At 39.4% G+C, this 26,932-nt stretch carries 22 protein-coding genes; 20 read left to right on the forward strand and 2 right to left on the reverse strand.

The window, feature by feature from the left end; genetic code table 11:
- Positions 1–72: 72 nt before the first annotated feature.
- The 17 genes from preA (at position 73) to ACN6MT_RS17905 (ending at position 20,633) form a co-directional block, all read left to right on the forward strand.
- Entirely contained in the window at positions 73–1,359 is a 1,287-nt protein-coding gene (gene preA, locus ACN6MT_RS17825) for an NAD-dependent dihydropyrimidine dehydrogenase subunit PreA (protein WP_419887327.1), read from the forward strand.
- 15 nt (positions 1,360–1,374) lie between these two features.
- Positions 1,375–2,793: a dihydropyrimidinase gene (gene hydA / locus ACN6MT_RS17830; RefSeq protein ID WP_419887328.1), complete on the forward strand. Its 1,419-nt coding sequence runs from the start codon at positions 1,375–1,377 to the stop codon at positions 2,791–2,793.
- A 160-nt stretch (positions 2,794–2,953) separates the two neighbouring features.
- Positions 2,954–4,426, forward strand: coding sequence for an NCS1 family transporter (locus ACN6MT_RS17835; protein WP_419887329.1), 1,473 nt, complete (start codon positions 2,954–2,956; stop codon positions 4,424–4,426).
- A gap of 23 nt (positions 4,427–4,449) precedes the next feature.
- On the forward strand, positions 4,450–4,671 hold the full coding sequence (locus ACN6MT_RS17840) for a hypothetical protein (protein WP_419887330.1): 222 nt from the start codon (positions 4,450–4,452) through the stop codon (positions 4,669–4,671).
- A 92-nt stretch (positions 4,672–4,763) separates the two neighbouring features.
- Positions 4,764–6,230, forward strand: a complete 1,467-nt coding sequence (locus ACN6MT_RS17845) for a CoA-acylating methylmalonate-semialdehyde dehydrogenase (protein WP_419887331.1) — start codon at positions 4,764–4,766, stop codon at positions 6,228–6,230.
- A gap of 17 nt (positions 6,231–6,247) precedes the next feature.
- Complete coding sequence (locus ACN6MT_RS17850) at positions 6,248–7,603, forward strand: aspartate aminotransferase family protein (protein WP_419887332.1); 1,356 nt, start codon at positions 6,248–6,250, stop codon at positions 7,601–7,603.
- A 132-nt stretch (positions 7,604–7,735) separates the two neighbouring features.
- Entirely contained in the window at positions 7,736–9,979 is a 2,244-nt protein-coding gene (locus ACN6MT_RS17855; protein WP_419887333.1) for an AAA domain-containing protein, read from the forward strand.
- Between the two features lie 345 nt (positions 9,980–10,324).
- The gene (gene proB / locus ACN6MT_RS17860; RefSeq protein ID WP_419887334.1) at positions 10,325–11,437 is read left to right on the forward strand and encodes a glutamate 5-kinase; all 1,113 of its coding nucleotides are present in this window, start codon (positions 10,325–10,327) and stop codon (positions 11,435–11,437) included.
- Positions 11,438–11,445: 8 nt separating this feature from the next.
- Complete coding sequence (locus tag ACN6MT_RS17865) at positions 11,446–12,687, forward strand: glutamate-5-semialdehyde dehydrogenase (RefSeq protein ID WP_419887335.1); 1,242 nt, start codon at positions 11,446–11,448, stop codon at positions 12,685–12,687.
- A gap of 110 nt (positions 12,688–12,797) precedes the next feature.
- Positions 12,798–15,074 carry an ATP-dependent DNA helicase gene (locus tag ACN6MT_RS17870; protein ID WP_419887336.1) on the forward strand — a complete coding sequence of 759 codons (2,277 nt, stop codon included), beginning with the start codon at positions 12,798–12,800 and terminating at the stop codon, positions 15,072–15,074.
- 98 nt (positions 15,075–15,172) lie between these two features.
- Positions 15,173–15,940 carry a hypothetical protein gene (locus ACN6MT_RS17875; RefSeq protein ID WP_419887337.1) on the forward strand — a complete coding sequence of 256 codons (768 nt, stop codon included), beginning with the start codon at positions 15,173–15,175 and terminating at the stop codon, positions 15,938–15,940.
- Positions 15,941–15,960: 20 nt separating this feature from the next.
- Entirely contained in the window at positions 15,961–16,824 is an 864-nt protein-coding gene (locus tag ACN6MT_RS17880) for a DUF3307 domain-containing protein (RefSeq protein WP_419887338.1), read from the forward strand.
- 130 nt (positions 16,825–16,954) lie between these two features.
- Positions 16,955–17,209: a FeoA family protein gene (locus ACN6MT_RS17885; RefSeq protein ID WP_419887339.1), complete on the forward strand. Its 255-nt coding sequence runs from the start codon at positions 16,955–16,957 to the stop codon at positions 17,207–17,209.
- Entirely contained in the window at positions 17,199–17,894 is a 696-nt protein-coding gene (locus ACN6MT_RS17890) for a FeoB small GTPase domain-containing protein (protein ID WP_419887340.1), read from the forward strand. The genes ACN6MT_RS17885 and ACN6MT_RS17890 overlap by 11 nt, the downstream gene beginning before the upstream one ends.
- Positions 17,891–19,264, forward strand: a complete 1,374-nt coding sequence (locus ACN6MT_RS17895) for a nucleoside recognition domain-containing protein (RefSeq protein WP_419887341.1) — start codon at positions 17,891–17,893, stop codon at positions 19,262–19,264. The genes ACN6MT_RS17890 and ACN6MT_RS17895 overlap by 4 nt, the downstream gene beginning before the upstream one ends.
- A gap of 491 nt (positions 19,265–19,755) precedes the next feature.
- Positions 19,756–20,280 (forward strand): type 1 glutamine amidotransferase domain-containing protein, encoded by a 525-nt coding sequence (locus ACN6MT_RS17900; RefSeq protein WP_419887342.1) that lies wholly within the window; start codon positions 19,756–19,758, stop codon positions 20,278–20,280.
- 83 nt (positions 20,281–20,363) lie between these two features.
- Positions 20,364–20,633 (forward strand): DUF1292 domain-containing protein, encoded by a 270-nt coding sequence (locus ACN6MT_RS17905; RefSeq protein ID WP_419887343.1) that lies wholly within the window; start codon positions 20,364–20,366, stop codon positions 20,631–20,633.
- A gap of 54 nt (positions 20,634–20,687) precedes the next feature.
- Here ACN6MT_RS17905 and ACN6MT_RS17910 read toward each other — a convergent pair whose 3' ends face one another.
- Both ACN6MT_RS17910 and ACN6MT_RS17915 read right to left on the reverse strand, forming a co-directional pair.
- Positions 20,688–21,071 carry a hypothetical protein gene (locus ACN6MT_RS17910; protein WP_419887344.1) on the reverse strand — a complete coding sequence of 128 codons (384 nt, stop codon included), beginning with the start codon at positions 21,069–21,071 and terminating at the stop codon, positions 20,688–20,690.
- A 97-nt stretch (positions 21,072–21,168) separates the two neighbouring features.
- Positions 21,169–22,596, reverse strand: coding sequence for a sigma-54 interaction domain-containing protein (locus tag ACN6MT_RS17915; protein WP_419887345.1), 1,428 nt, complete (start codon positions 22,594–22,596; stop codon positions 21,169–21,171).
- A 206-nt stretch (positions 22,597–22,802) separates the two neighbouring features.
- On the opposite strand from ACN6MT_RS17915, the gene pruA reads away from it, so the two are divergent.
- The 3 genes from pruA (at position 22,803) to ACN6MT_RS17930 (ending at position 26,898) form a co-directional block, all read left to right on the forward strand.
- Complete coding sequence (pruA, locus tag ACN6MT_RS17920) at positions 22,803–24,347, forward strand: L-glutamate gamma-semialdehyde dehydrogenase (RefSeq protein ID WP_419887346.1); 1,545 nt, start codon at positions 22,803–22,805, stop codon at positions 24,345–24,347.
- 26 nt (positions 24,348–24,373) lie between these two features.
- Positions 24,374–25,564, forward strand: coding sequence for an ornithine--oxo-acid transaminase (locus tag ACN6MT_RS17925; protein ID WP_419956474.1), 1,191 nt, complete (start codon positions 24,374–24,376; stop codon positions 25,562–25,564).
- A 68-nt stretch (positions 25,565–25,632) separates the two neighbouring features.
- Entirely contained in the window at positions 25,633–26,898 is a 1,266-nt protein-coding gene (locus ACN6MT_RS17930; protein ID WP_305802734.1) for a Glu/Leu/Phe/Val family dehydrogenase, read from the forward strand.
- Positions 26,899–26,932: the final 34 nt, after the last annotated feature.

Below are 26,932 nucleotides of genomic sequence, written 5' to 3' on the forward strand. Positions count from 1 at the left end.
ACCATTACCTAGGATATATTTATGTAAGCGCTTTCCTACACTAAAGTATGTTTCTAAAAGGGGTGAATTCATTTGGCTGATTTAAGTATTAATCTTGCAGGAATAAAATCTCCTAACCCATTTTGGTTAGCTTCTGCACCTCCAACTAATTCAGGGTATCAGGTACAGCGAGCCTTTGAAGCAGGGTGGGGTGGTGCCGTTTGGAAGACATTAGGTGACCCCATCTTAAATGTTTCTTCCAGGTTTGCGGCGATAAGTTTTAACGGACAGCGTGTTGCTGGGTTCAATAATATCGAATTGATAACCGACCGGCCATTGGATGTTAATATAAAGGAAATCTATGAAACGAAAAAGAGATTTCCAAACCATGCGATTATTGCATCCTTAATGATGGAGCCAAAACAAGAGAAGTGGCATGAACTGGTCAAACGTGTTGAGGATGTTGGGGTGGATGGTCTGGAATTAAACTTTGGCTGCCCGCATGGAATGGCTGAACGAGGAATGGGGTCGGCGTCAGGGCAAGTCCCAGCACTTGTTGAACGTCAGACATACTGGGTAAAGGAAGTAGCAAAGACGCCTGTCATCGTAAAACTAACACCAAACATAACGGATATTACAGCTACGGCTGAAGCTGCATGTAATGGCGGAGCCGACGCTATCAGTATGATCAACACCATTAATAGCTTAATGGGAGTTGACCTTGATACATGGAATACGATACCTCATGTAGCTGGCAAGGGTGCGCATGGCGGCTATTGTGGCCCTGCAGTAAAGCCAATTGCCCTAAATATGGTGGCAGAGTGCGCTCGACATGCAAATATTAATATTCCGATTTCGGGAATTGGTGGTATTTCGAACTGGCAGGATGCAGTGGAGTTTATGTTAATGGGTGCAACGGGTGTGCAAATTTGTACGGCAGCCATGCATCATGGATTCCGTATTGTGGAAGATATGATTGAAGGACTCAGTCATTATTTAGATGGCAAGGGTATTAAATCTGTCAGCGAAATCATTGGGAAATCCGTCCCGAAATATTCCGATTGGGGTAATTTAGATCTAAATTATAATATTGTCGCAAAAATCAATACCGATGTGTGCATCAATTGTAACAAGTGCCATATTGCCTGTGAGGATACCTCTCATCAATGTATTGATATGTTAACAGACGAAACCGGGAAGGGTTATTTGAAAGTGAGAGAAGAGGATTGTGTTGGCTGTAATCTCTGCTCTATTGTCTGCCCCGTTGATGGAGCGATTGATATGGTGGAAGTACCATATGAATTGCCTCCGATGACTTGGAATGAAAGACAATCTGCCTTGAATCTTGCTGCAGAATGTAAGATTGATAGTCAAAAATAAGAAGGGAGAAATGGTATGAAGAAATTGATAAAAAATGGAACGATTGTAACAGCCTCAGATACCTATACAGCAGAAATACTAATTGAAAACGGAAAGATTTCTCAAATTGGCACCAGTCTTTCAGCGCAGGGAGCAGAAATAATCGATGCCAATGGCTGTATTGTTATTCCTGGGGGGATTGATCCTCACACTCATTTAGATATGCCTTTTGGAGGAACCGTGACAAAGGATGATTTTGAAACGGGAACCATGGCGGCAGCTTTTGGCGGAACAACCACGATAATAGACTTTTGCTTAACGAATAAAAGTGAACCGTTAAAAAATGCAATTCAAACCTGGCATGCTAAATCGAAAGAAAAAGCAGTAATCGACTATGGTTTCCATTTAATGATTGCCGAAATCAATGAGACTGTCTTAAACGAACTCCCTTATGTGATTAATGAAGAAGGTATTACCTCTTTTAAAGTATTTATGGCCTATAAAAACGTCTTTCAGGCAGATGATGAAACGCTTTTCCGAACCCTTGTTACAGCGAAAGAACATGGCGCGCTTGTCATGGTTCATGCTGAAAATGGGGATGTCATTGATTATCTCACGAAAAAGGCGATTGCAGAAGGAAACAAAGATCCAATTTATCACGCTCTGACCAGACCGCCTGAACTAGAGGGGGAGGCGACGGGAAGAGCAGCGAAACTGACTGGACTGGCAAACTCGCAGTTATACGTGGTCCACGTTTCCTGCGCGGATGCGGTTGAAAAAATCGCTGAAGCACGCAGCAAGGGCTTTGATGTGTGGGGTGAAACCTGTCCACAGTATCTAGTTTTGGATCAAAGTTACTTAGAAAAACCAAATTTTGAGGGTGCAAAATATGTTTGGTCACCTCCATTACGAGAAAAATGGAACCAAGAGGTCTTGTGGAATGCTTTAAAGAGCGGTCAGCTACAAACGATTGGATCTGACCAATGCTCGTTTGATTTTAAGGGACAAAAGGATTTAGGAAGAGATGATTTTACCAAAATTCCAAACGGCGGGCCGATTATTGAAGATCGACTATCGATCTTATTCTCTGAGGGGGTGAAGAAGGGGCGCATTAGTCTTAATCAGTTTGTTGATTTAACTTCTACTCGAGCGGCAAAATTATTTGGTTTATTCCCGAAAAAAGGAACGATTGCTGTGGGGGCAGACGCTGATATTGTCATCTTTGATCCACAAGTGGAAAGAGTGATTTCTGCTGAAACTCACCATATGGCAGTCGATTATAATGCTTTCGAAGGAATGAAGGTCACTGGAGAGCCTGTTTCCGTATTATCACGAGGTGAATTCGTCGTGAGAGATAAGCAATTTGTCGGCAAACCAGGCTCAGGTCAATACTTGAAGAGAGCCAAATACAATGTGAACGCACCAGTAAACCAAAACGAAACCTTATCCATTTAACGCAGTATTATATAGAATCTATGTTCTCCACATTGTTGAACTACTCCTGCAATTGCTTGCCATAAAAAGCAAGCAATTGCCCTTAATAACCTCAGTTGTTGTCGGTAATTGAATTTGAATGTTTAAATTCTTGTACCTTAAACCGAAAAGGAGAGTTCATATGAAAAAAAGCCACTTAAAGTCTTCTGATTTATTACCAATTCAACAAAAAGATAGAAAAGTTACAAAGTTAGGGTATTCGTTTATGTGGGTTGGAATGGTTGTCGTACTGGCTACCTTTGCCATTGGCGGTGCAGGAGTCCAGAGTCTCTCATTACCTCTTGTTATCCTTGCAACGATCATTGGTTCACTCGCCATCGGATTTTTCATTTCCTTAATTGCGGATATCGGCATTGAGCATGGCTTGTCATTCCCAGTGTATATGAGAGCTCCATTTGGAACAATCGGAACTCATATTCCTTCGATCACACGGGGAGTTACCGCTTCTGCATGGTTTGGGATTAATACCTATTTCGGCGCGACAGCAATGAACGGCATTTTAAATATTTTATCTGGATTTGATAATTGGTTTGTTTGCTTCATTATTTTTGCAATCTTCCAATTAATCAATACCGCTTTAGGGATAAAGTCGATTGAACGGTTTGCTGATTTAGCGGCTCCTATCATTATCCTAATCTCGATTTGGATGTACTCTTCATTATCTGACCAGGCACAAGCTGCAGGCAGAGAGGTTTGGAGCTGGGTAGAGTCACCTGTTACAGGTGGTGCGGCGTTTACTGCTTTTATGGTTGTTATTTTTAGTAACATGGGCTTCTGGGCAACATTAAGTGCGGATATTCCGTCGATTTCCCGTTTCATGAAAGCTCCTATAAATGAAAAGAACTGGTTTAAGAGAAATAAGAGTTCCTTAATTGGAAACCTTGTCGCGATGCCAATAACGCAAACCTTTATGATTATTATCGGTGCGGTATCTTACATTGCCGTATTAAATGCAGACCCAGTGGTTGCACTTCAAGAGTCAGCCAGCGGCATGGTCCTTGCTGTTTTGCTGTTAATGATTGTTTTAGCCCAGTGGTCAACGAATACTGCTGCAAATGTGGTTCCAGCTGCAACGATTTTTTCTAATGTAGGAGGACCGAAGTTTCCATTTTGGGCGGGTGTTATTACAGCAGGAATTGTGGGTACGATTGTTCAACCGTGGGAATTATTCGGGGTTATCATTCCTATCCTTCTAATCGTTGGCGGCGTATTATCAGCAATCGTAGGTATTCTGTTTGCGGACTATTATTTAATCCGTAAAAGACGAGTAAATGTTCCGGCGTTATATGAAGACCATGGTCAATTTAGATATTGGCGTGGTGTCAATCTTGCGGGCTTTATAGCTTGGATTATTGGCGGTTATATCTCCTACTTATTCCCGGCATACGGATTCTTAGTAGGGTTCTTACTTGGAGCAGCCATTTATTATGTGTTAGCAAAATACTGGTGGTTTAGGCAGTACCAACAAGCTGAAATTGAGGATCCAAGTGATGCTAAATATCTAGGAATCTCAGTCGGCCGGGATTGGATTATTGAAGAAGATTATGAGTCTGTCATCGAGGAAGCACCTGCTAGTTTAAAATTTGATCAATGAAAATTTATAAATTATAGGAGGATATGATGTCAGATTATCAACAATATCTTAATGAACGAGATAAGCTTGATTTTTACGTTCAGAAGGGTTTTCGAATTAATGCTGTACATGAACATCTGGATGGGGCTTCAGTTGAGTTTTACCATCCAACGAGCAAGGAAAAAGAAATATTGCTTATTGGAACGGCTAATGCAAGAAAGTATTTTTCTAGTTTACTTATTAAACAGAATTTAGGCATAAAATGAGTTAGAAGTGTCTAAAGGGGATTGGTGCTTGTAACCATTCCTCTTTTGAATTTTCCTTTATAACACATTCATTTAACTTGGGAGGGCAATCAATGAGCGTGACAAAAAAAGATACTACCGTTCTGCAAAATTTTATTAATGGGGCTTGGGTAAACTCAAACAGCGGTCAGACACTAAATGTCCCAAATCCAGCAACAAATGAAATACTAACAAAAGTTCCTGTTTCAACGAAAGAAGATGTCAATTTAGCCGTTGCAGCTGCGAAGGAAGCGTTCAACAAGTGGAAGAAGGTTCCGGTTCCAAAACGGGCAAGAATCCTCTTTAAATATCATAGTCTATTAACAGATAACCATGAAGCGTTAGCAAGATTGATTGTAAAAGAAAATGGTAAAGCATATAAAGAGGCATATGGAGAGGTTCAGCGTGGTATTGAATGTGTAGAATTTGCCTCAGGTGCACCTACCTTGATGATGGGTGAAACATTATCTGGAATTGCAGAAGAAATCGATTCGGAGATGTTCCGCTACCCATTAGGAGTTGTTGGCGGCATCACACCATTTAACTTTCCGATGATGGTACCGCTTTGGATGTTTCCATTAGCAGTTGCCTGTGGAAATACCTTTGTGTTAAAGCCATCTGAACGAACACCGATTTTAGCTAATAGACTAGCAGAGTTGTTCTCTGAAGCAGGAGCACCACCTGGAGTCTTAAATGTCGTCCACGGTGCACACGATGTCGTAAATGGATTACTCGACCATGAGGATATTGCTGCTATCTCTTTTGTTGGTTCTCAGCCTGTTGCAAAGTATGTTTACGAACGAGCCGCAGCGAAAGGTAAAAGAGTTCAAGCGCTCTCCGGAGCGAAAAATCATCATATTGTCATGCCGGATGCAGATATGGATAAGGCAGTCCAGCATATTATTTCTTCAACGTTTGGAAGCGCTGGACAGCGCTGCATGGCATGCAGTGCGGTTGTGGTTGTTGGCGACAATGAATCATTCGTTAAGGCTTTAGCGAAAAAAGCAGATGAATTAATTATTGGAAATGGGATGGATGACGAGGTGTTATTAACTCCTGTTATTCGAAAAGAACATCGTGAAAAGGTTCTTGGATACATTGAAAGGGGCATCGCTGAAGGTGCTGACTTAATCCGCGATGGGCGTAAAGAAATTAGTGACCACCCTGAAGGGAATTTCTTAGGACCAACCATTTTCGATCATGTTACTCCTGACATGATCATTGCAAGGGACGAGATTTTCGCCCCGGTTTTAAGCCTGCTTCGTGCCAGGGATTTAGATGAGGGATTGGAATATATCCGAAAATCGAGATTTGGAAACGGAGCAACCATCTATACAAATAATGCAAAGGCAATCCGGCAATTCCGTGAAGAAGCAGATGCGGGTATGCTTGGTATTAATGTTGGGGTTCCGGCAACCATGGCGTTCTTTCCGTTTTCAGGCTGGAAGGATTCCTTTTATGGCGATCTCCATGTAAACGGCAAAGACGGCTTAAACTTCTATACGCGTAAAAAAATGATTACATCCCGTTTTGAAGCATAGAAAAGGAGGGACTGACAATGGTTCAAACAGGTCGTCCACATGAGCAATTACTTGCACAAGATGATAAATTTTTATGGCATTCAATGAAGCCCTATAATCCCAATTCAACAATTGTGGCTACAAAGGCAGAAGGTTCTTGGGTAACCGATGCGGACGGAAAGCGCTATTTAGATGCTATGGCTGGATTATGGTGCGTGAATGTAGGATATGGCAGAACCGAATTAGCAGATGCGGCATACGAACAGCTAAAGGAAATGGCTTATTTTCCACTCACTCAAAGCCATATTCCAGCAATTAAGCTTGCTGAAAAATTAAATGAAATGCTTGGCGATGAATATGTCATATTCTTCTCAAACAGCGGTTCAGAGGCGAATGAAACGGCTTTTAAAATCGTCCGTCAATATCATCAGCAAAAAGGGGATGTTAATCGCTACAAAATAGTATCACGTTACCGCGGTTATCATGGAAATTCGATGGGGGCTCTCGCAGCGACAGGTCAAGCACAGAGAAAATATAAATATGAGCCACTTGCTCCGGGCTTTATTCATGTTTCTCCGCCAGATTCCTACAGGGATGATGTTAATGTTAGTGACCCGAAGGAACTTTCATCGGTAAAAGAAATTGACCGGACTATGACGTGGGAGCTAAGCGAAACGATCGCGGCGATGATTATGGAGCCTATCATTACGGGCGGGGGAATTTTAGTTCCTCCTGAAGGTTACATGAAGGCTGCTAAAGAGGTTTGTGAAAAACATGGTGCTCTGTTGATTGTTGATGAAGTAATTTGCGGCTTTGGTCGAACCGGAAAAGCTTTTGGCTTTATGAACTACGATGTTAAGCCCGACATTATCACAATGGCGAAAGGGATTACGAGTGCATACCTGCCGCTATCTGCAACGGCTGTTCGTAAAGAAATATACGAAGCTTTTAAAGGAACGGAAGAATATGATTATTTTCGCCATGTGAACACTTTTGGCGGCAATCCAGCTGCGTGTGCCCTGGCGTTAAAAAACCTAGAAATTATGGAAAAAGAAAATCTCTTTGACCGCTCGCGTGATCTTGGTAAACAAGTGATCAATGAATTAAGTGATCTTCTTCTAGACCATCCATTTGTTGGTGATGTTCGCGGTAAAGGTTTATTGGTTGGAATTGAATTAGTAAAGGATAAAAAGACAAAGGAACCTTTAGAGGTAACACTGGTTAATCAAGTGATTGCAAACTGCAAACAGGAAGGGTTATTAATTGGTAAAAACGGAGCGACTGTAGCTGGATACAATAATGTATTAACCCTATCCCCGCCATTAAATATCACCCAAGAAGATATCCAGTTCATTATTAAGACAGTGAGTGAGAGCTTAAAGAAAATTAAATAAGCAGAAAAAGTCCTAAGTGCCAAAAACACTTAGGACTTTTTCTGCGAGTTAGATTTATTTTTATGGATAAAACATGCTATAGTAAATTGACCATTTTAGGGAATATAGCTTTTTATTTAAAGGATGAAAACGATGACGAAGACGGATTATATGAAAGAGTGGCAACAGGCACTTCAAAATGAAATACTTTTTTTAAAAAAATACGGCAGTAATAAATATAGAGTGACCAATGGCAGGCTGCTGTCAAACGATGGCACATATACTTATTATTTTGACACTGCTTTTTCATTAAAAATACCAGTGGGATCTTCTATCTCGATTGTATGGGGGGGGATAAAACAAGGAGGACGTACCCTATCTTCTGAGGGGAAGGGGATCATTGTTCAATTAGAACAATCGTTAGGGGATTTAATTCCTGAAGCCTATATCTATCACGATCCATGGGAGCTTCTAGAACAGCTCATCGAACGGTTAGATGAAGTTGACAAAAGCAAGCAGAAACGATTAAGAGTCAATCGATTAATGAACCCTTCAATGTCTGCAAGGCACCCGATCGAAAAAATTAAAAGCAATGTCCATGAATTAGTTCTACGCTCAAAATACAACCCTGTTACCTTTGTATGGGGACCACCGGGCACAGGAAAAACCTATACACTTGCACGGGTTGCTGCAAATAAATATTTTCAAGAAAAAACGGTACTCATTCTTTCGCATAGTAATCAGGCAGTGGATGTATTAATCAGTGAAATATCGGCTTTTATAAAAAAGAAAGACCGCTTCAAAGAAGGGGATGTGCTTCGCTACGGTTCTAATACTGGTGTGGGAGAGGAAAGTGATGAAGCACTTACCACCAGTCAACTCCTAAAGAAACAGGAACATAGTCTTGTAGAAGATAAAAATGTACTAATAGAAGAAAGAAAAAACTTAAAACAAGATATCGCCCGCTCCTTTAGTAAAAGGGATACAAATCAGCTGTTGGAGCTTGAGAAAAAGATTGCAAGAGTGCTTGAAAAAATTCGTCAAAAAGAAATAGAGTTTGTAAAGAATGCCCTTGTGGTTGGATCCACGCTTGCCAAAGCAGCAAGTGACCCTGCTATATACGGGAAGGAGTTTGATGTTGTAATCGTGGATGAAGCAAGTATGGCGTATGTTCCACAGGCAGCATTCGCGGCTTCGCTTGGTAAACGAGTCATCATTTGCGGAGATTTTAAACAATTACCGCCAATCGCTTCCTCTAGAGACTCACTCGTAACAAAATGGCTGAAAGAGGATGTGTTTCATAGAGCAGGTGTTGTAGACTGGGTTGAGGAGGGTAAGCTCCATCCGCATTTATTCTTATTGAAAGAACAACGAAGGATGCACCCCGATATCTCTGCTTTTACCAATCAATACATTTATCATTCACTTGTAGGTGATCATCCAAGTGTAAAAAGCAGCAGGAAGCAGATTGTGGATTATGCACCTTTTCCAGGACGGGCTGCCATTCTTTTAGATACAAGTTATATGGGTGCTTTTTGTATAACTGAAAAAAGTTCTAATTCACGGTCAAATTTATGGCAGGCACTGATTTCATTTCAATTGATTCATGAATCCTATCTGGGAGGAGCACGTTCCATTGGGTATGTAACTCCCTACCGGGCACAAGCAAATTTAATGGATCTTTTGCTGCAGGATTTATATGAAAAAGAACGGTTAACAGCAGATATCGTTTCTGCTACCGTTCACCGCTTTCAGGGCAGTGAAAGAGATGTTATGATTTTTGATACGGTTGATTCCAATCCACAGGAACGGGCGGGAATGCTATTAACGGGAAAAGATAGTGAGCGGCTGATTAATGTAGCCATTACAAGAACTAAGGGAAAATTTATTCATGTCTGTAATATCGCTTTTATCCGTAAACATGTCTACAATCGAAAAACGATTAGACAGCTTGTTGAACACCAAGAAAAACAGCAGCAAAGTGTAAGAACAAAGGATATTGGCACGTGGATTAAAAATCAGCATTCTAATTTAAAGTGGATCCATGCACTAAAGTTAGATAAGGTGCTTAAGGACATCGAAAATGCAAGGTCTTCAATCTTCATTTCCTTACCAGTAACAATTGTTTTACCAGAGTCATGGACAAATGTTTTAGTTCATCGCAATCCTTCCGCCAAACTTACCGTTATTTCTGAGAAACCAACTCCAGAAATACAGCCCGACACATGGCAGGAGGCTTCTTGTTCCTTCCCTTTTGTCGTCATTGATGAGCATATTCTCTGGCTCGGTTTTCAGTTAGGAAGAGGAAAAGGGTTACAGCCTCCCTTTATTGCTGCAAAATTAACTTCAGAAAAGGTATGCGATTATTTAATCGGACAGGTAGTAACAAATAACTAAAAGAACGAGAGTAATAATTTAATTTTCAAAAAACATCCTTGACAATTCGTTCATTTCTATAGATAATAAGTAAAATTACAAATTGTTAATGGTATGGGATTAGTAAACTTGGGAACGTGCTAGAGAGTGAAACCCACAGGCTGTAAGGTTTCTCACGGGAAAGAGATTGAACCTGCCCTTTTCGCACCGCTTATGCAAACATAAGCCGTTTTCCCTCGTTACGGAATCAAAGTGGATGCTTTTTTCGGCATCAATGAAGGTGGTACCGCGGAAACGATTCTTCCGTCCTTTTTATAGGGACAGAAGAATCGTTTTTTTATTTTTTTTAAGAGGGGTAAGAGTAAGATGAAGAAACAACTTGTGGTTGTAAAAATAGGAAGCAGCTCGTTAACTACAGCTTCAGGTACGATATCTGAAGAGAAAATCCGTGACCATGTCGAAGCACTTGCCTTGATAAAAGAACAAGGTCATGATGTCATTCTGATCTCATCCGGTGCAGTAGCAGCAGGTTTCGGGGCATTAGGATATCCAACACGGCCAAAAACGACAGCGGGAAAGCAGGCTGCAGCAGCAGTAGGTCAGGGATTATTGATGCAGCATTATCATTTGCAATTTAAAAATTTTGGTATTGTCCCTGCCCAAATTCTATTAACTAGAGAAGATTTCTACAGTCTTGAGCGATTTCACAATCTCTACAATACCATATCGGAGCTGCTTCAAAGGGGCGTTATACCGATTATTAATGAGAACGATTCCGTGTCAATCGAAGAATTAACCTTTGGGGACAATGATATGCTATCTGCACTTGTAAGTGGGTTTTTACATGCGAATGCTTTAATCATCTTAACGGATGTTAATGGCTTATATAATGGAAATCCAAAAGTGATGAAGGATGCGAAGAAATATGACTTCATTGCGAGGGTTAACGATGAACTGCTTGAAGAAGCAGGAGGCAGTGGTTCATCCGTTGGAACAGGCGGAATGAAATCGAAGCTGCTGGCAGCCAAGAAAGCTCTTTCCTTCGGTGTTAGTGTCTTTGTTGGGAAAGGTCAGGGGAAGGAAAAGCTCTTAACTATTTTAGAGGGTAAAGGCGACGGAACTTATATTGGAGGCTCTTTTCAGACACAAATGCAAAAGAAAAAGCAGTGGATTGCTTTTCATTCCCATACAGCAGGCATTGTGGAGATTGATGACGGGGCAGAAGAGGCTATTATTACAAATGGAAAAAGTCTGCTGCCTGTCGGGGTTACGAAGGTAATTGGTGATTTTAATGCAATGGATGTTGTCGAGGTGCACAATCAAAGAGGTGAATTGATTGGTAAAGGACAAATCTATTATTCTGCAAAAAATTTACAAATGATTAAAGGGTTACCTGGCGAGAAAACGAAAGACTTTTCAATTAATAAACGTGCAGAAGTGATTCATCGCAATAACTGGGTCACTCTGCCAGAGGAGTGAATGTTATCATGAGTGAATTATTAGAAAAAGCAAAAAAACTAAGATCAGCTGCTAAAGCTCTTGCTATTCTCACTACTAATGAGAAAAATGAAGCTTTAGCAAAAATGGCTGACCGATTATTGACAGAAAAGGAATTGATCCTTACAGAAAATGCCAAAGACATTCAAGCTGGAGAGGAAAATGGGTTTTCTTCGTCTTTGTTGGATCGGTTATTGCTTACCGAAGAAAGAATCGAACAGATTGTAGAAGGAATTCGCCAATTGATTGATCTAGAAGATCCTATCGGGGAAACGATTGAAGCTTGGGAGCGGCCGAATGGATTACAGATTCATACCGTTCGTGTTCCACTCGGTGTCATCGGAATGGTGTATGAAGCTCGTCCAAATGTAACTGTTGATGCAGGAAGTCTATGTCTTAAAGCCGGGAATGCTGTTCTGTTACGAGGAAGCACTTCTGCCCTGCATTCCAATAAGGCTCTGGTTAGAGTAATGCGTGAGGCTCTTGCTGATAGTAAAATACCGGCAGATGCAGTACAGCTCCTTGAGGATACGAGCAGGGAAACGGCTTCGCAAATGTTTAAACTAAACCAATATCTTGATGTACTGATTCCTCGAGGCGGTGCAGGTTTGATTCAATCTGTTATTCAAAATGCAACTGTACCTGTTCTTGAAACAGGAGTTGGAAATTGTCACATATTTATCGATGAAACTGCGCAAAAACAAATGGCAATTGATATTACGATTAATGCAAAATTGCACCGTCCCTCTGTATGTAATGCAGCTGAAACCCTTGTCCTTCATGAGAATTGGCCATATATTTCAGAGATGGTTCATTCCTTAAAAGAAAAAGGCGTGGAGCTTAGAGGTGATGAAGAGCTTGCTGCTCAATATCCATTTGTAAAAGTAGCAGTTGAAGAGGACTGGAAGAATGAATTTTTAGCACCAATTTTAGCTGTAAAAGTAGTTAATAGTGTAAAGGAAGCCATCCAACATATTGATGAGTATGGTACAAAGCATTCGGAAGCAATCATAAGTGATAACGATGAAAATGTACGATTATTCTTTCAGGGTGTCGATGCAGCCGTCGTTTATCATAACGCTTCCACCCGTTTTACTGATGGAGAACAATTTGGCTACGGAGCTGAAATTGGCATTAGTACACAAAAATTGCATGCACGCGGGCCAATGGGGTTAAGAGCCATTACTACTACAAAAGCAATTGTGCAGGGGACAGGTCAAATTCGCTCATAATAAGTCAGAGAACAAGGTAGATTCTTGTTCTCTATTTTTGTTCCAAACGATAAGGTTTCTGTTATAATAATATACAAACATACATTCTTATTTTGGAGAAGGTGAGATTCTTGGCTAATACCATACAAATAGCGGTTAGGACGCTCGTGGAATATGTTTATAGCAGTGGCAGTATTGATTCCAGATTCAGATCACAGTCCACGATGCTAGATGGAACAAGAATTCACCAAAAAATCCAACGTACATATCAAGAAACTGATCAAAAGGAAGTTTATCTTCGGGCTGACCTACCCTTTAAAGACCTTGTATTTACAATTGATGGGAGATGTGATGGTTTATTATTGCGTGATGGAGCGGTAATCATTGATGAGATTAAATCTACCTCTCAGCCGTTGGAACACCTTGGACAAGAGGGTCTCCCCGTTCATTGGGCACAAGCAAAAATGTACGCTTATATATATGCCAAGGATCATCAGCTACAGGAAATCTTCGTTCAGCTCACCTATGTGCAGGTTGAAAGTGATGAGAAAAGATATTTAAAAAAGAGTTTTACAATTGATGAATTAGATGTGTTTGTTCATGAGGTAGTAGAGAATTATTATCCTTATGCTAAATTTCTTCATGATCACCGGAAAGCGCGGAACGAAAGTAGTAAACAACTCGTTTTCCCGTTTGAATCTTACCGTGCTGGACAAAGGAAATTAGCTGGCGGTGTTTATAAAACGATATCTGAAGAAAAGAGTTTGTTTGTAAAAGCTCCAACTGGCATTGGCAAAACGATTTCAACCTTATTCCCAGCAGTTAAAGCAATGGGGGAAGGCTATCTAAATCGTATTTTTTATCTTACCGCGAAAACTATTACGAGGACAACGGCAGAAGAGGCTGCAGAACGTATTCGATCCTGTGGGCTATGTATGAAATCTGTTACGATTACCGCTAAAGACAAGGTTTGCTTTAAGGATGAAACAAAATGTCAAAAGGATTATTGCGAGTTTGCTGATGGCTATTATGATCGAATCAATGAAGCCATTTTAGATATCATGTCCAATGAGAGCCGGATGAATCGTGAGATACTTGAGAAGTATGCTCGAAAACATACCATTTGTCCTTTTGAATTCTCTATTGATCTTGCTTATGCGGCTGACGCTGTAATTTGCGATTATAATTATATTTTTGATCCTCACGTGTCGCTAAAACGGTTGTTCGAGGAGCAAAAGAAGTCCACACTTTTATTAGTCGATGAAGCTCATAATCTAGTTGACCGGGGTCGAGAAATGTTCTCTGCTTCTTTAAACAAAGATTCGTTTCTTCAATTGAAGAAGGAATTTAAGACAATTAATAAGGGTATTTATGATTGTGCTTCTAAAATAAATGCTTGGTTTATCTCTTTGAAAAAGAATTATCCAGAACAGAATGAATTTACTTTAGAGCAGCTTGATGAAGAATTGCTTGAGTTATTAATCCAATTTAATGAAGATGCTGAACTATTTCTGCAAAAGGAAAACGCTCCAAACCTTTTGGAACTGTACTTTCAAGTGAATGCCTTTTTGAAAATAGTTGAATTACTTGATGACCACTTTGTCATCTATGGGGAGAAAAATAATAACGATATAACACTTAAGTTGTTCTGCATTGACCCATCCAAACTGCTGCAGAAGATGGGAAAAAACTATCGTTCGAAAGTCTTTTTTTCTGCCACGCTATCGCCGCTATCTTACTATCGGGAGATACTAGGCGGCAAAGACGACGATTATTCACTTTCGATTCCTTCGCCATTTAAAGAAGAACAGACAGATATTTTTATCAAGCCGCTCTCGACTAGATTTCGTGACAGAGAGAAAACCAAAGAGCCAATTGCCTCTATGATCCATGCCTTAGTACAGAATCGACCAGGAAATTATTTAGTCTTTTTTCCCTCTTATCAGTATTTAATTGCGGTATATGAACAGTTCCTAGCAGAGTTCCCGGGAATCCATACCATACATCAGGGTTCAGGAATGTCTGAGGAGGAAAGAGAATTATTTTTAGAGGAATTTAAACCAAATCAAACCGAGACACTAATTGGTTTCGCCGTATTGGGCGGAGTTTTTTCAGAAGGTGTTGACTTAAAGGGTGACCGGTTAAATGGAGTGGTGGTGATAGGTGTAGGCCTGCCTCAGCTTTGTTATGAACGTAATCTAATAAAAAATCATTTTAATCAAAAGGAAAAAAGCGGATATGATTATGCCTATGTATTTCCTGGAATGAACAAGGTCTTACAGGCGGGAGGGCGATTAATCCGCTCGGAAGAGGACCATGGAACCATTGTGCTAGTAGACGACCGTTTTTTACAAAGACAGTATCAAGACTTGCTTCCTCAAGAATGGAGAAGTTTTACTGTTATATAAGAGAATTTAATCTAATCGGATAAAAGTTTGACTATTTACTCTACATTCACTAAAATTAGACCATATAATCTAATTTTCGAAAAGTGAAGGAGTAAGTGATGAATCATCCTATTTCCATTTTTATACTAGATGTAAGTAACTCTTCATCCCTTGAAATGGGAGATGAATTGACCAGCTACTTAGATGAGCTGGTCAATTGGATAAATGTTTGGACGAAGGATTTTGACCATTGCAAAGTAAAACACCGTGCGGGCGATGAAATTATTTTTGCTGGCTATGGTTATTCCACTGCCTATATTATCGCGTTCTTTATAAGCAGAGTTTGGAAGTATCGTTACCATACCCCTTATTTTGGTTTGTCCTTTGGTGATAGTGATAAAAAATTAGAAGAAGTCGATATTGAAAAGTGGATCCACCCGTTAATTAAGCAGGCACGTTATGCGAATGATTTATTAAAACAAGAGCAAGTCAGACCACTATTTAAATTTGAATTGGATCAATTTTATCAAAATCCCTCCTCCTTTCCATATAACCAGTTTCGGAATGAGTTTGAGGTACTAATTAATTCATTATTACGTTTACAGATGACCATGTTGAAAGAGCAAACTCCTATTCAGGCACAGGTTTTTACTTATTTCCTCATTTTGAAACAGCAAAAAGCAATAGCAAAACTACTTGAAAAAACAGCACCGACAATCTCTAGTCATTTTAAAAAAGGAAAATCTGAAGAAATTATAAAGGTTTTTACCGAATTGGTAACCATTCTAGATTCACTGCAGGAAAAATCTTATTACGATAAAGCAAAAAGTGAATCATTAATCGAAGCAATGAGAAATCATTTGAAGATAAATCAATGTAAGCAATAACCCGATAGAGAGGAGTTTCCATGTTATTATTATCCCTCATTCTTGCCCATCTCATCGCTGATTTTTATTTGCAGACCGATGTAATGGTCGTAGATAAGATGACAAACATGAAGAAGCATATCGGCCATCATTTTCTTGTAAATCTACTTGTGCTGACTTTTTTTTACCTTATTTCATTTAAAGAAATGGGTGTTGTTACGGGTCTCATTTACACGTTGCTCCTTATTGTAGGCAGCCATTTTTTAATTGATATCCTGAAAATTAGGCTCCTTGATACGTTAAAAATAAACAATGAAGAAAACCTAAAAAGGGCTAGTTTCTTTCTGATCGATCAGTTGTTACACCTTGTTGTTATTCTGCTTTCTGGACAGCTTTTTTTAGGGTATAACCTTACAGGAATTCATGAGTATTTTTTGATCGAGAAAGAATTAGGAACGATAAACTCGGTTTTAGTCATTATTATTGTTATGATACTTGCCACTAGTGTAAGTGGTCATATGATAAAAATCCTTTTAGGCTCATTGCCTAATCAGCTCTTAACGTTTGAAGGAAAGTATACATTTAAGAATGAACGGCAAGAAGCGCAATATTCAAAGAATCATACGGGTAATAGAGCGTTGTTAGAAGAATATAACTATACCATTTTTAGCAAGCACGATCTCTCGCGTGGAAAATTAATTGGCTATATTGAGAGATTACTAGTCTTAGTGTTAACCTTTTACAGTGCTTACCCAGCCATTGGATTTATTGTTGCTGCAAAGTCGATTGCACGGTTTAAACAAATGGATGACCGAAACTGGGCTGAGTACTTTCTATTGGGCACCCTAACATCGATGTTTTTAGGAATATCACTTGGAATACTCTTAAGGGAAGTACTAACCTAGAGTTTATATTTTTAGCTGCCTAAAGTAGGCAGCTATTTTTTTTTTCGAAAATTGACACAAGTTGTATGTTTTAGCATATAATTAAGAAAAAGTTGCACGAAGGAAAAACTTTGATAAAGGGGAAAGAGATATGAGCGAACCAAAAACAGTGAAACTTGTGGATGGTGAAAAGGGAAATTTGATTCAAATCACTTCTTTAAATCTGGACGGTGTAATGAGAAGGAGATTATTAGATTTAGGCTTTGTTGCAGGTGCGATTGTCGAGGTCATTAGAAAGAGCCCTTTAGGTGATCCAATTGCTTATCGAGTTAGTCAAACGACTATTGCTTTAAGAAAAGAGGAAAGTTCTCGTATAGAAGGGGTGTTGATGACAGATGGGGAATAGTTATCGTGTGGCCTTGGCGGGAAATCCGAATACCGGTAAAAGTACTTTATTTAATGCCTTAACGGGCTTAAGACAGCACACAGGAAACTGGGCTGGAAAGACTGTTTCGCTCGCACAAGGGAATGTTCAGTATAAAGATAAAACATTTAATTTGATTGATCTTCCAGGTACCTATTCGCTTTTTTCCAATTCAAGTGATGAAGAAGTAGCACGAAACTATATTGTTTTCGAAAAACCAGATGTTACGGTAGTTGTATTGGATGCCACTTCATTAGAGCGAAATTTTAATTTGGCCTTACAGGTATTGGAAATGACAAAAAACGTAATCATCTGTATTAACTTAATCGATGTGGCAGAACAACAAGGGATTACCATTAATGAGCGGATTTTAACAAATCGATTAGGCGTTCCGGTGATTAAAATATCGGCTCGAAACAAAAAAGGGTTCCCTATGCTGCTTGATACCATCGATCGAATCGTGACCGGGGCAATAGAATGTCAACCGGTTCAAACAACCTACGCCGATGAAATTGAAGACAAAATAAAGAAAATTGAACCAAAAGTTTCTGAACTTATTGGCAATCAGATGTCCGCCCGCTGGGTTTCGTTAAGGCTGTTGGATGGTGACGAAAAACTACTGAATGAGATTAACCAGCGCTATGGACAAAAGGAGAGAGCAGAATGAGTATTCAACAGCTTTATACAGAAGCACAGCAGCTTTCAACGGCCAAGCTGAGGGATGATATTGTTCAGCAGCTCTATGAACGAAGTCATCGCCTTTGTTCAGAAGGTATTAAATATACAAAGTCGAAAAGAGACACAAGGACCGAAAAGCTAGATGCAATCTTTACCTCACCGGTTTTTGGATTTCCGATTATGCTTACAATGTTGGGCGTATTGTTTTATTTGACGATAGCTGGAGCAAACATTCCGTCCTCGATGTTAGCAGTGTTCTTTGGGTCAATGGAGAGATATTTAACTGCATTTTTTACTTTTATTCAAGCACCTGACTGGGTACATGGCATTCTTGTTCTTGGGTTATACCGTGGTACAACGTGGGTTATAAGCGTCATGTTGCCTCCGATGGCAATCTTTTTTCCAACTTTCGCACTCTTAGAGAATTATGGTTATCTTCCACGTGTTGCTTTTAATATGGATCGCTTGTTTAAACGGGTAGGTGCTCACGGTAAGCAATCCTTAACGATGGCTATGGGTTTTGGCTGTAATGCAGCTGCCGTGATTTCGACAAGAATTATCGAATCACCTAGAGAAAGAATGCTGGCGATCTTGACAAATAATTTTGTGCCTTGTAATGGGCGTTGGGGAACGTTAATTGTATTAGCCTCGTTGTTTATGGCTGCGAATTTTACCGGCGGGTTAAAATCTCTTGTTACTACCGGAGTGATTGTCGGTATTGTTATGTTTGGTATCATAGTTACCTTTTTTGTCTCCTGGGTCCTTTCAAAAACAGCATTAAAAGGGATTCCGACCCACTACACGTTAGAGCTTCCGCCATATCGGAAACCTAAAATATTTGATACTGTGGTTCGCTCTTCGTTAACAAGATCTTGGTCGGTGTTAATGCGTGCGGTGAAAGTTGCAGCACCGGCGGCGATTTTAACATGGGTGTTTGCTAACATTTATATTGGTGATACCAGTATTCTGATGTATGCAGTTGAGTTCTTAGATCCATTTGGAAAACTACTAGGTCTCGATGGTTATATTATGATGGCGTTTATTTTAGGCTTGCCAGCGAATGAAATTGTTCTACCCATCCTGCTAATGGGGTATCTCTCAACAGGATCGTTAACAGAGGTGGATAGCTTGGTCGATTTAAAGCAAATCTTTCTCGATCATGGCTGGACGTGGCTGACAGCCCTAAATATGATGTTATTTTCACTGCTTCATTATCCGTGCGGAACAACGCTTCTAAATATTTATAAAGAAACAAAAAGTAAGAAATGGACCTTCCTGGCCTTTTTAATTCCAACGGTAATTGCGATTCTTGTTCCACTTATTATTACTCAAACTGTTAGATTTTTTGGATGGCTGTAGTAAAGTTTTCGGTTTTCGGGTGCTTACTTATTAAGAATTGACGACGTATGAATTGGCATACGTCTTTTTTTAAATTTATAAAGTTTCTCTATTGGGGGACCAGGGTATATAAATACCTGAGCCGATAAATAGACGGACAAATTCCGCTTATTTTGTAATTATTATTAAAATAGGCTTAAATACACGGAGAGATTCCGCCTATTGGCTCGTAAAAATCGAAAATGGGTGATATTGCTTTGCGTAGACGGAATATCTCCGCTTAAATCCCCCGAAACGAGGTACATCCTGCATTTAACCGGAAAACTTCCGCTTATTATTTTACTTTACATGCTACTCAATAAGGACAAGACATCATATTAAAACAGGAGTAAGTTTTATCATAAAAATCCAAGAGAATCTCATTTTAAAAACGGAACCCTTTTAAAGTGGTGTCTTTTTTGTTGGTTTGCTTTTTCTATGTCATAATAAACAAGAAGGAGGAGGGAACCATTATGCGTTTAACAGGTAAAAAGGTAATAAGTCTTGTCCATCATGATTTTGAAGATCTTGAATTGTGGTATCCTATTCTTAGATTAAGAGAAGAAGGAGCCGTTGTTCACTTAGCAGGTGAGAAGGCGGAGGATGAGTACATAGGAAAATATGGTGTGCCGGCTAAATCGGATTACGCTTTTAGTGATATTAAAGGGGAGGATTATGATGCCATCTTGGTGCCAGGAGGCTGGGCGCCAGATAAGATTCGCCGCTTTCCTGAAGTACTTTCACTGCTTCAACATTTCGAAGAAAACCAAAAGCCGATTGGACAAATCTGCCATGCTGGCTGGGTTTTGATTTCCGCAAAAATATTGCAGGGCAAAAAGGTAACTAGTACTCCTGGAATTAAGGATGATATGGAGAATGCTGGTGCTACTTGGTATGATGAACCGGTTGTTGTCGACGGACACTTAGTTTCAAGCAGACGCCCGCCAGATTTACCGGATTATATGCGAGAATTTATTAAAGTCATCGAGCAAAAATAAGTTATTTTTAAGCATTATTTCCAGATGTTTTAGAGATACTGATGGAATGAAATATTTATTCTAAATAAGAGGGAGAATACAACATGGCTAATATTGAAGTAGGCGAAGTTTTTACAATCAGTGATGAAACAGAGCAAGAACAGGAAGTGGAAGTGCTTGCTTCCATCAATATAGAAGGTACTAATTATGTGGCAGTAGGATTCGTTGAAGATATTCAAGAAGAAACAGAAGAGGACATTGATATTTTCTTCTTGAAGGTCGATGAAGATGGAGATTTGACTGCAATTGAAAGCGATGAGGAATTTGATAAAGTCTCGGCTGCTTTTGAGGAGATAATGGATGAGGAAGAGTGATACTCAATAAATAAAAGGTGTAAGGATGTTAGTCCTACACCTTTTATTTTGTTTCTACTCTATGTGGTCCTCTTCAGACTGTGGTATTAAGTCTGGATCCATATAAACTCCATCAAAAAATACTTCCATTAATACTGTGCCATCTTTATTAATAAAAGGTACACCTACCATCATTACATCATGAGTAATATTATAGATTACCTCAACCTTCTTGACTCCAGTCCATTTAAGTCCATTATTTATATTTTCTTTTTTCACTATTTTAAATTCATCACTTTTTAATAAATTTGATACTATTTTATTTTTTTCAGCACCAAAAACCGGCTCAACTATACAACCGCACCCGTCCCCCTCATGTGCAAATGCCACATTTCCAGGTCCCACAAACATCAATAAAACAATCAAACTAGTAAAAAATAATGTTAAAATCTTTTTCATTTATTTTCCTCCTTTTTATGTACTACTTATATATTCCTCTATTTCTCGACAATTTCCTGCAAATTTTATGAAAAGTTTCTGACAATTTTACTGGTTCTTATTGCTCATTCTTAATTTTTAGTTTTTTCATTCGATACTGAAGGCTTTGGCGGCTTAATCCTAGTACGTCAGCAGTTCTAGAAATGTTGTAATCATTATTTTTCCAGACATGTTCTATATAAGACTTTTCAAAGTATTCCATTTGATCCTTCAGTGACGCTATTCTATCTGTCCCTTCTTTTAAAAACATATCTACGGAGACAGAAGGAGTATTTCTTTCTTTTACCTGCAATTTACTCCGGTATTGATAGGGTAAATGAGAGTACCCAATGAATTCTTCATCATCCATCATAATGTTCATAGCAGCTTCGATTAGGTGTTCTAATTCACGAACGTTTCCATGCCAATCATACTCTAGAAAAGAAGCTTGAACCTCTTCGGATAAACCTTTTACATTCATTTGAAAGTGATCGTTATACTTCTTAATAAAGAGCTGGGCAAGGAGAGGGATATCTTCTTTTCGCTCTCTTAATGGCGGAATGAAGACAGTAACGACTCCAAGACGATAATACAAGTCTTTTCGCATATGATTATTGGTTACCGCATCGATTGGATCCTCGTTAATATTCGCGATTACACGAACATCAACGGGGGTATCCTTTGTATCACCAACCCTGCGTATCGTTTTTTCTTGAAGTGCACGAAGCAGTTTAGCTTGAAGATTTAGATTAAGAGAATTAATCTCATCCAGTAACAGCGTTCCGCCATTTGCTTGTTCAAATAATCCTGGCTGGTCAATCGCTCCTGTAAATGCACCCCGTTTTGTGCCGAATAGAAGACTTTCTATTAAGTTATCAGGCAGTGCCGCACAGTTTTGAGATATAAAAGGTCCAGAAAACCGGTTGCTTGCATTATGAATGCTTTGGGCAAACAACTCTTTTCCAGTTCCAGTTTCTCCTACAATTAAGACATAAGAAGACGTACGTGCCGCACGCTTGGCACCTTCAATAACATCCTTCATCACTGTACTGTTTCCTGTAATACTATCAAAAGTATATCTAGTGGTTCCCTTACGCGTGATATTCCCTTTTATTAAACGTTCCAGCTTTGTGACGTCGTTGGCGATTTCAACTGCACCCAACAGTTCTTCATTTTCGTAAATTGGAATGGTATTGTTGTTGGTGGTAATTTCTCTGCCTTTGTTATTAAAATAGGTTTGTTTTACGTTCTTTGTTTCTTTTCTATCTTGGAGCGCTTTTACAAGTGTACTAGATTGATCTTCTTTAAACATAAAGACATCTAGGAGATTTTTATTCATAACATCCTGGATATCCATTGATTCAATTTGGGCCATTTTATGATTATAGATAACCGTATTCCCAGAAGCATCTACTGCGTGGACCCCAACATCCACTTCGTCCAAAATCCTTTTATACATCGATTTAAGATATTGCAAATATTGGATGGTCATTTTTGTATTATCCATGAGAGTATTCCCCTTAATGTTTATGTTTCTATTAAAACAAAAAATACATAATAGTGCAAAAATATTTTGCATTACATAACAATTGAATATTTGGCGCAAAAATATTTTGCACTTAGTAATATAAATCCCTTATTAATATAGCATTTTAGGTTTGGCACGATACTTGCATTATTATATTTTGAACAAACAACAAGGGGGAAATTTAGATGAAACCGTATACTCATGAACCATTTACTAATTTTGCAGATGAAGCGAATAAACTAGCTTTCGAGCAAGCACTTGCATATGTTCATTCCCAGTTAGGGAAGGAATATCCAGTAGTGATTGGCGGAGAAGCTATTACTACTGATAGTAAAATTCAGTCTATTAATCCAGCAAATAAAGAAGAAGTCATCGGAAGTGTGTCCATGGCCGACCAAGAACTTGCCGAAAAGGCCATGCAAACCGCTTTACATGCATTTGAAACTTGGAAAAAATGGAAGCCTGAGCACCGTGCAAATATCCTATTCCGTGCCGCAGCTATGTTACGCCGCCGTAAGCATGAATTTTCTGCCTATCTTGTAAAAGAGGCTGGAAAACCATGGAAGGAAGCGGATGCGGATACCGCTGAAGCAATTGATTTTATTGAGTATTACGGCCGTCAAATGCTCCGTATTAAAGAAGGTTTTCAAGTACAAAGCCGTGATGGAGAATACAATCAATATCATTACATTCCATTAGGAGTGGGAATTATTATATCTCCATTTAACTTTCCATTGGCTATTATGGCTGGAACAACGGTTGCAGCCATTGTCTCAGGTAATACCGTCCTATTAAAGCCTGCAAACTCAACACCGATTGTGGCTGCAAAATTTGTAGAACTTATGCATGAGGCAGGTCTGCCGAATGGTGTCTTAAACTTTGTACCTGGCAGTGGCGCTCAAATTGGAGATTATTTAGTCGATCATCCAAAAACTCGATTCGTATCCTTCACTGGTTCCCGTGAAGTAGGCTGCCGAATCAATGAAAGAGCGGCAAAAGTTAATCCAGGTCAAATTTGGATTAAACGCGTCATTGCTGAAATGGGTGGTAAAGATACAGTTGTTGTCGATAATGATGCTGACTTAGATTTAGCCGCAACTAGCATTGTCTACTCTGCTTTTGGATTTTCGGGTCAAAAATGTTCAGCTGGATCTCGTGCCGTTGTTCACCAAGATGTTTATGATGAAGTACTAGAAAAAGCGGTCGCGTTAACAAAAACACTTACACTTGGTAATCCAGAAGACCTATCTAATTATATGGGCCCAGTGATTGATGAAAAGTCATTTAAGAAAATCATGAATTATATTGAAGTAGGAAAACAAGAAGGCAGACTTATGACGGGTGGAGAAGGCGATGATTCTAAAGGGTATTTCATTCAGCCAACAATCTTTGCTGATTTAGAGGAAAAGTCTCGACTTATGCAAGAAGAGATTTTTGGACCAGTCTTGGCTTTCTCTAAAGCTCGTGATTTTGACCATATGATGCAAATTGCTAACAATACAGATTACGGTCTAACAGGAGCTTTAATTTCAAACAACCGCGAGCATATTGAACGTGCACGTGAAGAATTCCACGTAGGAAATCTATATTTTAACCGTGTGTGTACAGGTGCAATAGTTGGTTATCAGCCATTTGGAGGATTCAACATGTCAGGAACAGATTCAAAAGCAGGCGGTCCTGATTATTTACTGCTTCATATGCAAGCAAAAACAACATCTGAAATGCTATAGAGGAGGAAGATTGAATGAATACCATGATGAATAAAACAACAGAAATTATTGACCAAACTCAAAAATTTGGCGCCAATAACTATCATCCACTGCCAATCGTTGTATCAAAGGCAGAGGGTGTATGGGTAGAAAGCCCAGAAGGAAACCGTTATATGGATATGCTGAGTGCCTATTCTGCGGTAAACCAAGGTCATCGTCATCCTAAAATTATCCAAGCATTAAAAGACCAAGCAGATAAAGTGACGTTAACTTCACGCGCCTTTCATAATGACCAACTTGGTCCGTGGTATGAGAAAATTTGTAAATTAACCAATAAAGAAATGGCACTTCCGATGAATACAGGTGCTGAAGCGGTTGAAACAGCTCTAAAAGCAGCACGCCGCTGGGGCTATGATGTTAAAGGAATCGCTGAGAATCAAGCTGAAATTATTGCTTGTACAGGTAACTTCCATGGCAGGACAATGGGTGCTGTATCCCTATCCTCTGATCCTGAATATAAGCGAGGATTTGGTCCAATGCTTCCAGGCATTAAGCTTATCTCATATGGAGATATTGAAGCATTAAAAGCAGCTATCACTCCTAATACAGCAGCATTCTTAATTGAACCAATTCAAGGTGAAGCAGGAATTATTCTGCCACCTGAAGGATTCTTAAAAGCAGCAGCTGATCTATGTAAAGAAAGCAATGTATTATTTATTGCCGATGAAATTCAAGTTGGTTTAGCACGTACAGGAAAAATGTTTGCTACGGAATGGGAAGAAGTGAACCCAGACATGTTAATTTTAGGAAAAGCATTAGGCGGCGGAGTATTCCCTATTTCATGTGTGGTTGCAAACTCAGATGTATTAGGCGTATTTAACCCAGGTTCACATGGTTCCACTTTCGGAGGAAATCCCCTTGCTTGTGCGGTGTCAATTGCAGCCCTACAAGTAATTGAGGGAGAAAAATTAGCAGAACGATCACTTGAATTAGGACAGTATTTCTTAGATCAATTAAAAACAATCAATAATCCTGTAATTAAAGATATTAGAGGCAGAGGTTTATTTATTGGTGTGGAACTTACGGAAGAAGCAAGACCTTACTGTGAGCAATTAAAGGAAGAGGGGTTATTATGTAAAGAAACACATGATACCGTTATTCGTTTTGCTCCACCGCTGGTAATCACTAAGGAAGAAATCGATTGGGCATTTGAGAAGATTACGAAAGTTTTTGCTTAAATAGTAATTTCATATTCCACTAAACTAAGAGGTGTCTAGCCATGTCTGTTAAGACAGTGATAAATGAAATGTCAAAAGAATCGCAAAAGGAAAAAGAATCTTTAAACTTATACTATGCAACACAAACCGTTATACAGGAAGCGCTAACTAAGTTAGGCTATAATACCCAAATGTACGAGCTCTTAAAAGAACCTATTCGTTTATTAACGGTGCGGATTCCAGTACGCATGGATGATGGTACGGTAAAAGTTTTTACCGGGTACCGTTCACAGCATAACGATGCAGTTGGTCCAACAAAGGGCGGTGTTCGCTTCCATCCAGATGTAGATGAAGCCGAGGTAAAAGCCTTATCGATATGGATGAGTTTAAAGTGTGGAATTACGAACCTTCCTTATGGCGGTGGAAAAGGCGGTATTATCTGTGACCCAAGAAAAATGTCTTTCAGAGAACTAGAGAGATTAAGCCGCGGCTATGTTCGTGCTATTAGTCAGATTGTTGGGCCAACAAAAGATATCCCTGCTCCGGATGTTTATACCAACTCACAGATTATGGCTTGGATGATGGATGAGTACAGCCGTTTGCGTGAGTTTGACTCGCCAGGATTCATCACTGGAAAACCTCTTGTATTAGGCGGATCACATGGACGTGAAACAGCAACGGCACGTGGTGTTACCATTTGTATTAATGAAGCTGTTAAAAAAATAGGAAAAGAGCTATTAGGTGCTCGTGTGGTGATCCAAGGTTTTGGAAACGCAGGCAGCTACCTAGCTAAATTTATGCATGACGCGGGTGCGAAAGTAGTTGCTGTTTCCGATGTATATGGCGGAGTGTATGATCCTGATGGACTGGATATCAATTATTTACTTGATAGAAGAGATAGCTTCGGTACATTTTCACAGCTTTTTAATGATACAATCAGCAATAAAGAATTACTTGAATTAGACTGTGATATCCTAGTACCTGCAGCGATCTCGAACCAAATTACCGAAGAGAATGCTGCTAATATTAAAGCAAGTATAGTCGTAGAAGCGGCAAACGGACCAACGACTCTTGAAGCTACAAAAATCTTAACAGAACGTGAAATCCTTCTTGTCCCTGATATTCTTGCGAGTGCAGGCGGTGTAACCGTTTCTTACTTTGAGTGGGTGCAAAATAATCAAGGTTACTATTGGACTGAAGAAGAAGTAATGGAAAAGCTTGAGAAGGTAATGGTGAGTTCTTTTGACACCATCTATCAATTGGCACAGAACCATCAAGTTGATATGCGTTTAGCGGCTTATATGATTGGAATTAAAAAAGTAGCAGAAGCCTCTCAATTCAGAGGATGGGTTTAATCGAAAAACAAAAGCCTTGCAGTCATTATCTGCA

The sequence above is a fragment of the Neobacillus niacini genome (assembly GCF_048572935.1).
Lineage (GTDB): Bacteria > Bacillota > Bacilli > Bacillales > Cytobacillaceae > Neobacillus > Neobacillus niacini.